The 13771-nt window shown below is 62.6% G+C and carries 9 protein-coding genes; 5 read left to right on the top strand and 4 right to left on the bottom strand.

Translation table 11 applies throughout. The annotated features are described in order from the left end of the window. The first annotated feature begins 31 nt into the window (after positions 1 to 31). Both hemL and AC6I99_RS14935 read left to right on the top strand, forming a co-directional pair. A complete protein-coding gene (gene hemL, locus AC6I99_RS14940) occupies positions 32 to 1351 on the top strand; it encodes a glutamate-1-semialdehyde 2,1-aminomutase (protein WP_497944766.1) in 1320 nt (439 codons plus the stop codon). 157 nt (positions 1352 to 1508) lie between these two features. Further along, on the top strand, positions 1509 to 2789 hold the full coding sequence (locus AC6I99_RS14935) for a glycoside hydrolase family 3 N-terminal domain-containing protein (RefSeq protein WP_497961201.1): 1281 nt from the start codon (positions 1509 to 1511) through the stop codon (positions 2787 to 2789). A 134-nt stretch (positions 2790 to 2923) separates the two neighbouring features. Here AC6I99_RS14935 and AC6I99_RS14930 read toward each other — a convergent pair whose 3' ends face one another. From AC6I99_RS14930 to AC6I99_RS14915, 4 genes are all read right to left on the bottom strand, one after another. After that, positions 2924 to 3661 carry an amino acid ABC transporter ATP-binding protein gene (locus AC6I99_RS14930; RefSeq protein ID WP_224088148.1) on the bottom strand — a complete coding sequence of 246 codons (738 nt, stop codon included), beginning with the start codon at positions 3659 to 3661 and terminating at the stop codon, positions 2924 to 2926. Further along, positions 3658 to 4422, bottom strand: a complete 765-nt coding sequence (locus AC6I99_RS14925) for an amino acid ABC transporter permease (RefSeq protein WP_224164821.1) — start codon at positions 4420 to 4422, stop codon at positions 3658 to 3660. The genes AC6I99_RS14930 and AC6I99_RS14925 overlap by 4 nt, the downstream gene beginning before the upstream one ends. Positions 4423 to 4434: 12 nt before the next feature. Then, on the bottom strand, positions 4435 to 5385 hold the full coding sequence (locus tag AC6I99_RS14920) for an ABC transporter substrate-binding protein (RefSeq protein WP_497961200.1): 951 nt from the start codon (positions 5383 to 5385) through the stop codon (positions 4435 to 4437). A gap of 334 nt (positions 5386 to 5719) precedes the next feature. Beyond that, positions 5720 to 6430, bottom strand: a complete 711-nt coding sequence (locus AC6I99_RS14915; RefSeq protein WP_224164819.1) for a 3'-5' exonuclease — start codon at positions 6428 to 6430, stop codon at positions 5720 to 5722. A 66-nt stretch (positions 6431 to 6496) separates the two neighbouring features. Here AC6I99_RS14915 and AC6I99_RS14910 point away from each other — a divergent pair, with 66 nt between their 5' ends. From AC6I99_RS14910 to AC6I99_RS14900, 3 genes are read left to right on the top strand one after another with little or no spacing between them, the layout of a single operon-like run. After that, positions 6497 to 6913 (top strand): MGMT family protein, encoded by a 417-nt coding sequence (locus tag AC6I99_RS14910; protein WP_309928724.1) that lies wholly within the window; start codon positions 6497 to 6499, stop codon positions 6911 to 6913. Continuing rightward, positions 6910 to 10227, top strand: coding sequence for an ATP-dependent helicase (locus AC6I99_RS14905; protein ID WP_497961199.1), 3318 nt, complete (start codon positions 6910 to 6912; stop codon positions 10225 to 10227). Before AC6I99_RS14910 ends, AC6I99_RS14905 begins: the two co-directional genes overlap by 4 nt. Beyond that, complete coding sequence (locus tag AC6I99_RS14900) at positions 10224 to 13754, top strand: ATP-dependent helicase (protein ID WP_497961198.1); 3531 nt, start codon at positions 10224 to 10226, stop codon at positions 13752 to 13754. Before AC6I99_RS14905 ends, AC6I99_RS14900 begins: the two co-directional genes overlap by 4 nt. The last annotated feature ends 17 nt before the right edge of the window (positions 13755 to 13771 follow it).

The raw sequence follows: 13771 nt of genomic DNA, 5'->3' as shown, positions 1-13771 counted from the left end.
ACGCTTCTGAATGACTGAAAGAATAGGAACCATGACTTCAAACACCCCTGTGTCCGACCAGCTTTTCGATCGAGCCCGGTCCCTCATGCCCGGCGGAGTGAACTCGCCCGTGCGTGCGTTCGGGTCCGTTGGCGGCACACCGAAATTCATGGTTTCGGCCAAGGGCGCCTACCTCACTGACGCTGATGGCAAGGAATACGTAGATCTTGTCTGCTCGTGGGGCCCGGCCCTGCTCGGCCATGCCCACCCCGCCGTGCTCGATGCCGTGCACGCTGCCGTGGACCGCGGTCTGTCCTTCGGAGCATCCACCCCGGATGAGGCCAACCTGGCCCAGATCGTGAAGGAGCGCGTGTCCGCCGTCGAACGCCTGCGCATGGTGTCCACGGGCACCGAGGCCACGATGACGGCGGTTCGCCTCGCCCGCGGCTTTACCGGCCGCAACCTGATCATCAAGTTTGCCGGCTGCTACCACGGTCACCTGGACGGCCTGCTGGCAGCCGCAGGTTCCGGCCTCGCGACGTTGGCCCTCCCCGGTTCGGCCGGCGTCACGGCTGCCACCGCCGCTGAGACACTTGTTTTGCCTTACAACGACCTCGCAGCTGTCGAAGCTGCCTTCGCCAAGCACGGCAACAACATCGCGGCCGTGATTACCGAAGCTGCCCCCGCAAACATGGGTGTCGTCACCCCGGGCGAGGGCTTTAACGCCGGGCTGTCCCGCATCACCAAGGACCACGGTGCGCTCCTCATCCTCGACGAAGTCCTCACCGGTTTCAGGACCGGTTACGCCGGCTACTGGGGGCTCACAGGCCGTCAGGAAGGATGGGCCCCGGACCTGCTCACCTTCGGCAAGGTCATAGGCGGCGGAATGCCGACGGCGGCCCTCGGCGGACGCGCCGACGTCATGGATTACCTCGCACCCGTTGGCCCGGTGTACCAGGCAGGCACGCTGTCAGGAAACCCTGTGGCCATGGCTGCCGGCGTCGCAACGCTTACCCATGCGACGCCTGACGTTTACGCCTATGTGGACGCCCGTTCGCTGGAGCTGTCCGCAGCTCTTTCCTCCGCGCTTGATGCCGAAGGCGTGGACCACTCCATCCAGCGTGCAGGCAACCTGTTCTCGGTTGCGTTCGGTACTTCCACCCACGGCGTGCACAACTACGACGACGCCCAGGGCCAGCAAGCTTACCGCTACGCACCGTTCTTCCACTCGATGCTGGATTCCGGCGTCTACTTGCCGCCGTCGGTCTTCGAGGCCTGGTTCCTGTCCGCGGCGCATGACGACGCTGCCATGAACAGGATCGTTGACGCACTCCCGGCTGCTGCGAAGGCTGCGGCCGCCGCGATCGCCTAGGTCTGCGATCGCCAAGGTCCGCGATCCCGAGGTCTGCGATCCCGAGGTCATGGACAACGCAGTGCCCCAGCCGGCTGGTCGAAGCAGTCTGGGGCACTGCGACTTCCCGGGGTAGGCTCGTAAGGGAAACCCAACCCCAACGAATTCACGGTTTACCATGCGCAAGATCCAGTCAATTGCATCCCTTGGCGTGAGGGCCGCGGCGGCCGGAATCCTGATCACAATGGTGCCTGGTTGCTCAAGTGGAAATGAAACCGCTGGCCCAACAACTGCACCGGTTCCGCCGCCTGTAACTACCCCTTCGCCGACGACCACCCCTGTTCCGGGCAAGTCCACTTCAGGGGCTTCAACCGAGCCCAAGGTCTCCCAGGCACCTTCCGCACCACCTACCCGTGAAGCACTGTCCACGGCGCAACAACAGCTTGCCGGGCTAAGCCTGGAGCAACGTGTCGGGCAACTCTTCATGATTGCCGCGAAGGCGACGGGTGCGGAGCCGGGCACCATGGAAGCACTTACCAAATACCACGCTGGCAACGTCTACTTGAGTGGTCGCAGCAAGGCCGGGACTGCTGCCACAGCTGCCGTCGTGGCCTCCCTCACCGGGACAGTTTCCGCCGAAACTACCGGTGGGCTCCCTCTCTTCGTGGCCACGGACCAGGAAGGTGGATACGTCCAGGTCCTGGCCGGCCCGGGTTTCTCCACCATCCCTGCCGCATTGGTGCAAGCCGGAGCTGGTCCCGCGAAGCTTAAGGCAGACGCCACAGTTTGGGGGAAGGAACTCCGTAGCGCTGGCGTCAACGTCAATCTGGCTCCGGTCCTGGATACTGTGACGAGCCCTGGGTTCGCGCCGTCCAATGCACCCATCGGACAATTCCAACGCGAGTACGGATACGTACCAGGGCAGGTGTCCAACCTCGGAAACGCTTTTGCCCAAGGCATGAAGGAGGCGGGCGTTGCGCCCGTCGTCAAGCACTTCCCAGGCCTCGGCAGGGTAGTTCCCAACACCGATGTCAGCCAGAACGTCAGGGACACTGAAACCACGCGGAATGATCCTGCCTTGGAACCGTTCCGCACAGCCATTGCGAACGGCGTGCAATGGGTCATGGTGTCCAATGCCTACTACGACCAAATCGACCCCGCCAACATCGCGCCGTTCTCGCCCGTGGTGATGGGGCAGATGCTTCGCGGGGACGCTGGCTTCAAAGGCATTATCCTCTCGGATGACGTCTGTAGTGCAGCACAGCTGAAGCCGTGGACCCCTGCGGACCGCGCCACCAACTTCTTCGCAGCGGGCGGCACGATGCTGGTTTGCGCGGACCCGGGAAGCATCCCCGCCATGTATGACGCCGTACTCCAGAAGGCGCAATCCGAGCCGGATTTCCGCAACAAGGTGGACGCAGCGGCGTTGACAGTGTTGTCTGTGAAACTCGGGAAGTAATGCTGGAAACAAGACAAGGGACTGGCTGGTGCCCAACCGCAGTTGCGCTTAATGCAGGAAACCCCGCTTCCTGACTTTCACCACTAGGGCGATCGTCCGGAGGCGGGGTCTGCTGTTTGGCTGCCCTACGCGGACTAGAGGACGTCCGAGAGGAAACCCTGGAGCCGCTCTGTCCGGGGGCTGTTGAAAAGCTGCTCCGGTGGACCGGATTCCACAACCACGCCAGCGTCCATGAACGTCACGACGTCTGAGACGTTGCGCGAGAAGCCCATCTCATGGGTAACCACCACCATGGTCATGCCTCCCTGCGCGAGATCCGTCATCAGGGCAAGGACGCCCTTGACGAGTTCCGGGTCCAGCGCGGAGGTGGCCTCATCGAAGAACATGACCTCGGGCTTCATGGCCAGCGCACGGGCAATGGCTACGCGCTGTTGCTGGCCACCTGAAAGGTTGGCAGGGCGGGCATCGGCCCTGTGCTTGAGGCCAACCAGGTCCAGTTGGGCCAAGGCCTCCTCACGCGCCTGTTCCTTGGACATTCCGCGAATCTTACGCAGCGCCAGGGAGATGTTCTCGGCCACCGTCTTGTGGGGGAAGAGATTGAACTGCTGGAACACCATTCCGATCCGGCGCCGGAGCTCGTCGGGGTTGTCCTTGAGGACGGAACGGCCATCCAACAGGATGTCGCCCTGGTCCGGTTCGATGAGCCGGTTCATCACGCGGAGCAGCGTTGACTTGCCTGAACCCGAGGGTCCGATGACCGAAGCCGTGGTGCCCTTCTCAACGTGCAGGTCAATTCCCCGCAGGACGTGGTTGGTGCCGAACGACAAATGGATGTTCTTTGCCGTCAACGTGCCGGATGTGAATTCGCTCATGCGTGGGCTCCCTTCCCGACGACCGCCGCAGCATCGTCCGGTTCTTTCTTTTCAGGCCTGCCTGAACGGAAGCGGGCATCAATCCAGTTCACGAAGTGCGTGAGCGGAATCGTGAGGACCAGGTAGAAGACGGCCGCAGCTACATAGGGCGAGAGGTTGCCGCTGGTCGCAGCCGCGTCCTTGCCGATCTGGAAGATCTCGCGTTCCGTGGCCAGCAGGCCCAGGAGGAAGACGAGGGAGGATTCCTTGATCAGGGCGATGAACTGGTTGACCAACGCAGGAAGCACCCGGCGGATGCCTTGGGGAACCACCACCAGGCGCATGGAAGCGCCGTAGCCGAATCCCAAAGCGCGGGACGCTTCGAGCTGTCCCTTGTCCACGCTCTGGATGCCGGAGCGGAAGATCTCGCCGATGTATGCGCCCGACATCAAAGACAGTGCTGCGATGGCCATTGGGTAGGGGCTCGTGGAACCGGTCAGTTCACGGATGATGGGGCCAAAGCCGAATCCGATGACCAGAATGGTCAGCACGGGCGGAAGTCCGCGCAGGACGTCCGTGTAGATGCGTGCAATCCACCGGGCCGCGGCGTTCCGGGAAATCCCCATCAGGGCCAGGGCCATGCCCAGCAGGGTCCCGATAATGCCCGAAATGACAGCGAGCACCAGTGTGTTCGGCAGGCCGACGGCGAACATCTTGGGAATGACTTCGCCCATCGCCTCCCAGTCAAGGAAGGTGTCAGCCAGTTGCTTGAGGATATCCATGGAACGCCCGGGTTACTTGGCCGGGATCTGGACGGCCTTGCTGCCCGGCTTCCAGCCCTGGGGAGTCTGCTCGGCCGCGGTGGGGCGGTCGGTGTACCACTGGGAGGTGAGCTTGGTCCACGTACCGTCAGCGATAACGGCATCCAGGCCGGCGTTCAGTGCATCGAGGAGGGGCTGGTTGTCCTTGTTCACGGCGTAGGCCGTGAAGTTCTGCGTGTTGACAACCTTTTCGGCGATCTTGGTACCGTCGCCGTCCTTGACCTGGCCCGAAGCCTGCTGGGACGGAGCAACCCAAGCGTCGATCTGACCGTTCTTCAGGTTGCCATAAACAGTGTTGTAGTCAGGGAAGCGAACGGGCTCCAGCTTGAGGGTGTTCGTGACGTAGTCATCCTGAACGGTGCCCTGAACGACGCCGATCCGGACGCCTTCCTTGAGGTCGGCGAAGCCGGTGACCTTGGCGTCGTTCTTGGTCACGACGGCCATGTAGCCAAAGTCGTAGCCGTTGGTGAAGCCGACGGTCTTTCGACGGGCATCCGTGGTGGAGATCGAGGAGGATCCGACGTCGAACTGCTTGTTTGCTACCTGCGACAGCAGGGCGGAGAAGTCAGTCGATGCAAACTCCACCTTCAGGCCAAGCTTGTCGCCGATGGCGCGAAGGAGTTCGTTGTCATAACCCGTGAACTTGCCCGAAGGGTCGATGAAGATGTTCGGCGGTGCATCGGACAGGGTTCCAACGCGCAGGGTGCCGTCCGTGATGAGTCCGAGCTTCGACTTGTCGATTTTGTCCAGCGCCGTGACGTCCGCGGTGGTGTACTTGTCCAGGGTCTGCTGGTCACTGCCGGCGAGGGCATCGGTGGGCGAGCCGCTGGGCTGGGAGGTTCCTCCGCCGCATGCTGCCAAGGAGATCACCAGGGCCGCTGCTACGGGAGCAGCAGACAGCCACTTGAGGGCTTTGAATTTCATGAAGAAATCACTTTCGTCGGGTCACAGAGACGTTCGCGGTGGGCGGGGAACGTGGCAGCAAGTATGGGGATGGCTGCCCTAGCAGACTTCAACCCGCCAAACTTAATTATGTCACCAGCCCCCGGACGGCTGGTGAATCGAACAAGTGATTGCCCTGGCTCGTTTTTTCCGAAGAAAGTTCCTATCCTGAGCCCTGTCTTCCCGGAACTGTTCCGGTGATGGCCAGACTGATGAAATCCCTGCGCACCACGCCGGTGCGCGGGGACCTTCGAAATTCTTGTGACTTGCGTCCCAACTGTGTCCCGACTGCGGGCCGTCCGGGCCGAAACCTGCCTCAGAAGCCGCCTCGGCTGGCATCCTCGGGTGGCAGTACGGGCCACTCGCCTTCGATGACAGCGGTGGGCTTGCTCCGCCGCAGATACTGCTGGAAGTCAGCCGCTTGGGAAGCAGCCCAGTCCACCTGCAAATGGTGCAACTTGGAGGCAGGCATTTGCAACTTGGGGAATTTGCCAGCCATGGCATCCAGAACGCGCAGGGTGGCCAAGGCGTCCGCAGCGGAGGTGTGGGCGTTGTCCAGGATCACGCCATATTCCTCGCATAAAGCGGTCAGGGTCCGCTTGCCCTTGCGGTACCGGTCCACCTGCTTGTTCATGACGTAGGGGTCCAATACTGGGAAACGGGTCAGTTGCGGGACACCATGCCGTGCCGACTCTGCAGCGAGCACCGTGAAGTCGTAGCTGGCGTTGAATGCAATGACCGGGGTGTCGTCGTCGAACAATTCCTGAAGAACCGCTGCCACCTCGCGCGTGACCTCAGCCGCCGGGCGGCCTTCCGCGCGGGCTTTCTCCGTAGTCACTCCGTGGACCTCGCTGGCCTCCAGGGGAATTTCCACCCCGGGGTCCGCCAGCCATTCATGCTCTTTGATGAGTTGTCCGTGCGCATCCACCACAGTGATTGAAGCGGTGACGATGCGGGCGGAACGGGAATTCTTCCCAGTAGTTTCGAGGTCGAAGGCAGCGCGGGGGAGGGTGTTCCAGGAGCTCATGTTTTCACGCTACCGGCTGGCACTGACAGTACTGGGCGCGACACTCCTGCGGCTACGCTGGAGCACATGCGGATGGAGTATGTGACGGCGGTGCTGGCTGTCGTGGACCTTGTTCCGCCCGGCACGGCCCTGTCATATGGTGACGTCGCAGAACTCCTTGGAGCCGGCGGACCCAGGCAGGTGGGCGCGGTGATGAGCCACTACGGCAGTTCCGTACCTTGGTGGCGTGTCCTACGGGCAAGCGGGGATGCCCCGCCCGGCCACGAGGCAGAGGCCCTGCGCCATTATGTGCAGGAGTCCACACCCCTGCACGGCGCTTTTGAGGAATTCCTGCGGACAGGCGAGGGGCGATGGCGCGTGGACCTTGGAGCTGCACGATGGGCGCCAACTGATGCTGAATTCGATCGTATTGATGTGATCTCGGACCAGTTGGAGCGTCAGCTCCATAATTTGTCGGTGCCCGATGATGAAATGACTGTGTGACCGCAACAGCTACCAAAACCCGCCAAGCCCCGGCAGCCCTCCGCCTGCTTCCGCCGCGCGAGATTCACTACGCGGCGCCTGACCTGTCTCCGGACCAGCGTGCGGTTGTGTCAGTCAGGCAAGGAGGCGGCCCTGTCCTGGTCCCTGGGGGTCCGGGCACCGGAAAGTCCACGGTGCTGGTCGAATCGGCGGTCCTCCGTGTTAATGAAGACGGCGTGGATCCCGAACGGATACTTATTCTCGCTCCTGGCCGACACGCCGCAGCCGCCTTGCGGGACAGCTTCACCGGTCGCCTGGACAGAAGCCTCAGTACGACGCCGGCACGCACCTGGGCGTCGTACGCCTTCGACGTCATCCGGCGAGCCAAAGCGGAAGGCGTCCTGCCGTTGCCCCGTCCGCCGAAGCTCCTTTCCGGACCGGAACAGGATCTGATCATCAAGGAGCTGCTGGAAGGCCATTCCCGCCCAGGGCATCAGTTGCCTTGGCCGGAGGACCTCTCCGCAGCATTGCCCACCCGGGGCTTCCGCCACGAGATCCGCCAATTGTTTGATCGCATTATCGAGTCCGGCCGCACTGCAGAGGACCTGGTGGGGCTCGCCTATGAATGTGGGCGTCCGGATTGGATGGCGGCCGCCCAGCTCTACAGCGAGTATCGGGATGTTTTGGACCTCCGCATGCCCGAGGCCTTTGATCCCGCAGGGATCATCACCACGGCGCGCCAGATTTTCCAGGACTCGCCGGCTTTCCTGGCCGCTGAGCGTGACCGGCTGCAGCTGGTTCTCGTGGACGATGCCCAGGAATCCAATCCTGCCGTGTTTGAACTCCTGGCGGATATTGCCGAGGGCAAGGACGCCATAGTTACGTATTCGCCTGACACGGTGGTGCAGGGCTTTCGTGGAGCGCGGCCGGACCTTGTCCCGGAGCTGCCCGTGCTTCTCGAGGGAAGCCACGGGGTTCTTGAGCGGCCACTGTGGACCACGCATCGTCATCGCCCCGAGGTGGCCCGGGCCTGGACAAGGGTTGCCGCACGTATCTCACAACGATCGGGGGGCCAAAAGGCGAGGCGACTCGAACAGCCGGAGTCCATCGAAGGCGCCCGGGAAATCAGCAACGGCGGGCGGGTGGAAGGACACGTGCTGCCTTCTCCTGTCCATGAGCTCCGATACGTTGCACAGCGGATTCTGGAAGCGCAGTTGCGTGAGGGCCGGGACTTCAGTGATATTGCCGTCATTGTCCGAAATGGTGGATTGATCTCGCAACTCCAGCGGTACCTCAATGGACAGGGAATTCCCGTGCGCGTTCCTGTGGCTGATTCTGCAGTCCGGGATGAGGTGGCTGTCCGGCCCCTCCTGGAAGTCTTCGCTGTCATCCTTGATCCGGCCAAGCTCACTCCCGAAACCGCTGTTTCCCTCCTGACTTCGCGCATTGGTGGAGCGTCTGCCATTGAGCTCCGCCGCCTCCGTCAATCTCTCCGGCGCGAGGAGCTGCTTGGCGGCGGCGGACGTTCCAGTGACGCGTTGCTGGTGGAAGCGTTGCTTGAACCGGGAGCCCTGGCTTCGTTGGGAATTGAAGGAAACCCTGCCCGACGACTTGCACGGATGATTGCTGCGGGCACTGCCGCAGCAGCCGAACCCGGGGCCAACGCGGAATCCGTCCTCTGGGCGCTATGGCACGCCACGGGATTGGCGCCACGCTGGTCCGACGCTGCGCTGGAAGGAGGGAGTGCAGGGGCGCGCGCTGACCGCGACCTTGACGCCATGATGGCCCTGTTCCACACGGCGGAGCGTTTTGTGGATCAACTGCCCGGCTCAGGCCCGGAACAGTTCCTCGATTACTTGTTGAACCAGGAACTTCCGATGGACACCCTTGCGGCCAGGGCCCAGCTTGAGGAATGCGTGGAAATCATGACTCCTGCCAGTGCGGCTGGCCGCGAATGGCCTGTGGTGATCGTGGCCGGCCTGCAGGAAGGTGTCTGGCCTAATACCCGTCTACGCGGGGAACTCCTGGGCAGCACCCTGTTTGCGGACGCCGTGGAGCATGGAGTCGACTACGCGTTGGGCCGCGGACCCCTCAGCAGGCTCAGGGACATCCGCTACGACGAACTCAGGAGTTTCTCCACTGCGGTCTCACGCGCCAGGGAGGTCCTCATCTGCACGGCTGTCTCTTCGGAGGACGAACAACCTTCGGCCTTCCTGGATTATGTCGCACCGTTGGCTTCCGGCGAGTACCGGCGCGACTACACACCGGTGGATCGACCCATGACTCTTCGCGCGCTGGTGGCCGAGTTGAGGCAGCATGCCCAGGCCGAAGACCACGACGCCAACGGCGAAACACCCACGGCGCGCGAGGCAGCACGTGTGCTGGCCCGTCTTGCTTCTGTTGATCCACCCGTGGCCGGAGCCCATCCGGATACCTGGTGGGGCTTGGCGCCCTTGAGCTCCGAGGAAGCGGTTGTCCCACCGGGAGGCACTGTTGCGGTATCGCCATCCAAGGTGGAGACCGTCCACAAGTCCCCACTGGATTGGTTTGTGCAAGCGGCCGGAGGAGAAGCTGCCACGGACTTCGCACGGAGCCTTGGCACACTGGTCCACAGCATTGCACAGGAGCTGCCGGACGCTTCAGGGACGCAGTACGTTGCGGAACTCGTTCGCCGCTGGCCCACCCTTGGCATGAAGGACAATTGGGAAGGAAAGCTCGATTACCAGCGTGCGGAACAGATGGTTCGCAAATTGGCCCAGTACGTGCTCATCATGCGAAGCGAAGGTAGGAGCCTGCTGGCGGTGGAGCACGACTTCGAAGTCCAACTTCCCGACGTCCACCTGGGTTCTGCACGTCTGAATGAGGATGCAGATGATTCGGCCGCCACTCGGCACGCTGTGCTCCGCGGACAGGTTGACCGCTTGGAAATCGACGCCGCAGGCCGTTTGGTGATCGTCGATCTCAAAACCGGAAAACGCCAGCCGGGCAAGGCCGAAGTAGCCAGGCACCCCCAGCTGGGGGCGTACCAGGCAGCGGTGCTCAAAGGTGCATTCGAGGATGCGGGCGCACTTGGGGAGTCCGGCCACCCTGTTCCAGGTGGGGCCGTCCTTGCACAGCTGGGAACCAAGACCAAGAGCCCGGGGGTTCAACAGCAGGATCCACTCGAGCCCGACGACAACTGGGCAGAGGCTTTGGTCCATGAGGCCGCGGAACTCATGGCCGGCGCAACGTTCGAAGCCCGGCATGATCCGAGCAAAGCGGGACACGGCGGACATGGCTGCCGTCTGCCCGATATTTGCCCACTGTGCGCCAGAGGAAAGCAGGTCACTGAATGACTACCGATCTTCTTGAAGGATCCGGCAGCAGGGATGCCGGAATCCTGGAAGGGGAGTCCGGGCTGCCCGTTCCCAGGTTCTCCCCGTCGGAACTGGCAGACATCCTTGGCGAAAAGAACCACCCCACCGCAGAGCAGGCAAGCATCATCGCTTCCTCCCTTACGCCACGGCTGGTGATTGCCGGCGCGGGGTCGGGGAAAACGGCCACCATGGCAGACCGCGTTGTGTGGCTCGTGGCCAATGGTTGGGTCCGGCCCGAGGAAGTCCTGGGTGTGACATTTACCCGTAAAGCTGCCGGCGAGTTGGCCAGCAGAATCCGGGCAAAACTGGCCACCCTCCAGCGCATAGCCAACGAAGACGATGGCAGCATCGGCTTCCCGGAAGGGCTTCTGGGTGCCGACGACCTCGAGCCCAAAGTGTCCACCTACCACTCTTACGCGAGCGGAATTGTTTCGGACTATGGATTGAGGTTGGGCATCGAGCGGGACGTCGTCCTGCTCGGCGGTGCCCAATCGTGGCAGTTGGCAAGCGAGGTTGTTGAGGCTTACGACGGCGAATACGAGCATTTCACCGCGGCAAAGTCGACGCTCGTCAATGCCGTCATCCAGCTGGCCGGCGAGTGCGCGGAACACCTGCAGGACCCCGCCACCGTCCGGGACTGGGTGCTGGAGCGCGTTCAGTCCTTCGAACAACTCCCTTATGTGGCCGGGGCAAAGAAGAGCCCCACGCAGGCGGCAGGGGAGCTCGCTGCCATGCTGCGCACCCGGGCCAGCGTCGCAGATATGGTTCTGCGCTACCAGGATGCCAAACGTCAAAGGGGAGTGCTGGATTTCGGGGACCTCGTGGCACTTGCGGCCCGCATCTCCCGGGAAATACCGTTGGCTGCGGCCACTGAGCGGGCACGCTACAAGGTGGTGCTGCTGGACGAGTTCCAAGACACTTCGCATGCCCAGCTTGTCTTGTTTTCGCGCCTTTTCGGCCACGGTCATGCCGTCACCGCGGTAGGGGACCCGAACCAATCGATCTACGGATTCCGCGGCGCTTCCGCAGGACAGCTCTTCCACTTTGTGCAGGAGTTCCCCGTGAGGCACAACGATCAAGCATCTGGCGGAGACTCCTATTCTGTGGCGCCAACGTCGTACCTGACCACGGCTTGGCGCAACGGCAGGAACATCCTCCAGGCAGCCAACACTATTGCCGCACCCTTGAACAAAGCCGCAGCAGCCGACGGCCCCGCGGGGGAGAGGGACACTGCAAGTGGCGTGGCGGTTCCACCCCTGGTGCCGAGTCCGGCCGCGGCCGAAGGCAGCGTTGTTATCGGTCGCTTCAGCACGGACGAAGATGAGGCTGGCGCTATTGCCCGCGACGTCCGGCGGTACCAGAGGACCGTCTTCGAGGAAGAGAAAGACGGTACTCCCGTCAAGCCAACCATTTCGGTTCTGTGCCGGCGACGCGCGCAGATGGAATGCCTTCGGAGGGAATTCGAACTTCAAGGAATTCCCTATGAGATCGTTGGCCTCGGGGGTCTGTTGGACACGCCTGAGATAGTGGACCTGGTGGCAACGCTGCGGGTTCTGGCTGATCCTGGCCGTTCCGATGCTTTGATGCGGCTTCTGGCCGGAGCACGATGGCGCATTGGGCCAGCGGACCTCATGGCCTTTAATGATTGGTCCCGTTTCCTGGCCAAGCGGAGGCCAGGACCCGGCAACACCCCTGAGGTGGCGGACGAAGACCCGGCTGCTGTCGTGATGGAAAGCGACATCACTGACGCCGCGAGCCTTGTGGAAGCCCTGGACTTCCTGCCGCGGCCGGGCTGGACATCCGGACATGGGAGGTCGCTGAGCCTTCCAGCCTTGGAACGATTGACGAGGTTGTCGGAGGAAATGCGCACCCTTCGCACCTACATTGGGGATGACCTGACAACCTTGCTCGGCGAGGTTGAACGTGCCATGTTGCTGGATATCGAGGTGGCCGCAAAGCCTGGCGTCAGCATCCACCAAGCACGCCGAAACCTGGATGCCTTCCAGGACGCGGCCGCCGGATTCCTGCAAACCTCCCAGCGGATCGATCTTCTGGCTTTCCTCTCCTGGCTGGAAGCCGCAGCCTCGGAGGAAGGTGGCCTGGACATTGCTCCTCTTGAAACCAATCGGGAAGCAGTCCAACTCTTAACAGTCCACGCCTCCAAAGGGCTGGAATGGGACGTCGTCTTTGTCCCCGGGCTCAACGCAGGTTCCTTCCCCAGCAACAGGGACTCACGATGGAGCAGCGGCGCAGCTGCCCTGCCATGGCCGTTGCGCGGTGACCGGGCTGATCTGCCGCAGTGGGATCTTGACCACAACGACCAAAAGGGGTGGCTGGACGCTGAGAAGGACTTCAAATCGGAAGTTCAACATCATGGCGAAGCCGAAGAACGCCGGCTTGCGTACGTCGCCTACACGCGGGCCAAGTTTGTTTTGATGGTGTCCAGCTCCGCATGGAATGGGTCCAGATCCGGTATGGCAGGGATGTCGTCGTTCCTCTCCGAGCTGGCGCCGCTCGCGGGAGTGTCCTCCTCGTCCCGGGACGCCCTGGCTGTCGCGAATGTCCAGGGCGTTGTGGTCCACCCCGAGTCGGTAGCCGAAGAATCGCTGCCCGATAGCAGCCCGCTCACCGCCACGTTGGAAGTGGCTCAATTTCCCTATGATCCACTCGAAGGCCCGTCCGATCCCCGTACGGGAGCCCGCATTAGGCTCGTTCCCGGGCGTCGTGCCGCCATGGACCGGGCTGCGGCCCGGGTACGTGAATTCATGGAGGAGTCCGCTTCTCAAGCATCGCCGGAAGCTTTGACAGGCAACCCGGGGAGGTGGTCACACGAAGCCCAGCTGCTACTGGATCGCCGGCTCCAGGGAAAGCTTCGGCAGGATGTGCACTTGCCCAGCCACATCTCGGCCTCCCTGTTCGTTGACCTTGGCGCAGATCCCGCAGCGGTGCTGGCCCAACTGCGCCGACCCGTACCCCGGGAACCGGGCATTTCGGCCCGAAAGGGCACAGCTTTCCATGTCTGGGTGGAGGAGTACTTCGGAACAACCGGCATGTTGGACATCGACGAAGCACCCGGCTCGGATGCCCATATCGACGAAGCGTACGGCCTGGATCAAATGGTTGAAGCGTTCAAGCAGTCCGAGTGGGCGCATCGGGCCCCGGCCTTTGTGGAAGTGCCTGTGGAAACGAGGATCGGTGACGTGGTGGTCCGCGGACGTATCGACGCCGTTTTCCGCGACGCGGACGGGCGATGGCAACTAATCGACTGGAAAACAGGACGCCGGCCTGCAGGCAAACAGCTCGCAGCGAAAGCCGTGCAGTTGGCTGTGTACCGTCTTGCATGGGCGCGGTTGAAGGGCGTTCCCCTGGAGGAAGTCAGCGCGGCGTTCTATTACGTGGCGGAGGATGCTGTCGTGCGTCCGCATGACTTGGGCAGTGCCGAGGAACTCGAGCAGATCATCGACGAGGCCCTCATGAACGATCCCGCGCGTGGGGTTTCCGGGTAGAAGGAATCCGGGAGAAG

The organism is Arthrobacter sp. TmtSoilC77 (genome assembly GCF_059739415.1).
Note: the sequence above shows the minus strand (reverse complement) of the source record. Positions and strands in the feature narration are given on the sequence as shown.

What these genes read in the sequence shown, in the direction of transcription:
- AC6I99_RS14930 (WP_224088148.1), bottom strand. Translation starts at nt 3,661, where the DNA reads ATGAGCGAATTCACATCCGGCACGTTGACGGCAAAGAACATCCATTTG.
- AC6I99_RS14935 (WP_497961201.1), top strand. Translation starts at nt 1,509, where the DNA reads ATGCGCAAGATCCAGTCAATTGCATCCCTTGGCGTGAGGGCCGCGGCG.
- AC6I99_RS14915 (WP_224164819.1), bottom strand. Translation starts at nt 6,430, where the DNA reads ATGAGCTCCTGGAACACCCTCCCCCGCGCTGCCTTCGACCTCGAAACT.
- AC6I99_RS14910 (WP_309928724.1), top strand. Translation starts at nt 6,497, where the DNA reads ATGCGGATGGAGTATGTGACGGCGGTGCTGGCTGTCGTGGACCTTGTT.
- AC6I99_RS14920 (WP_497961200.1), bottom strand. Translation starts at nt 5,385, where the DNA reads ATGAAATTCAAAGCCCTCAAGTGGCTGTCTGCTGCTCCCGTAGCAGCG.
- hemL (WP_497944766.1), top strand. Translation starts at nt 32, where the DNA reads ATGACTTCAAACACCCCTGTGTCCGACCAGCTTTTCGATCGAGCCCGG.
- AC6I99_RS14900 (WP_497961198.1), top strand. Translation starts at nt 10,224, where the DNA reads ATGACTACCGATCTTCTTGAAGGATCCGGCAGCAGGGATGCCGGAATC.
- AC6I99_RS14925 (WP_224164821.1), bottom strand. Translation starts at nt 4,422, where the DNA reads ATGGATATCCTCAAGCAACTGGCTGACACCTTCCTTGACTGGGAGGCG.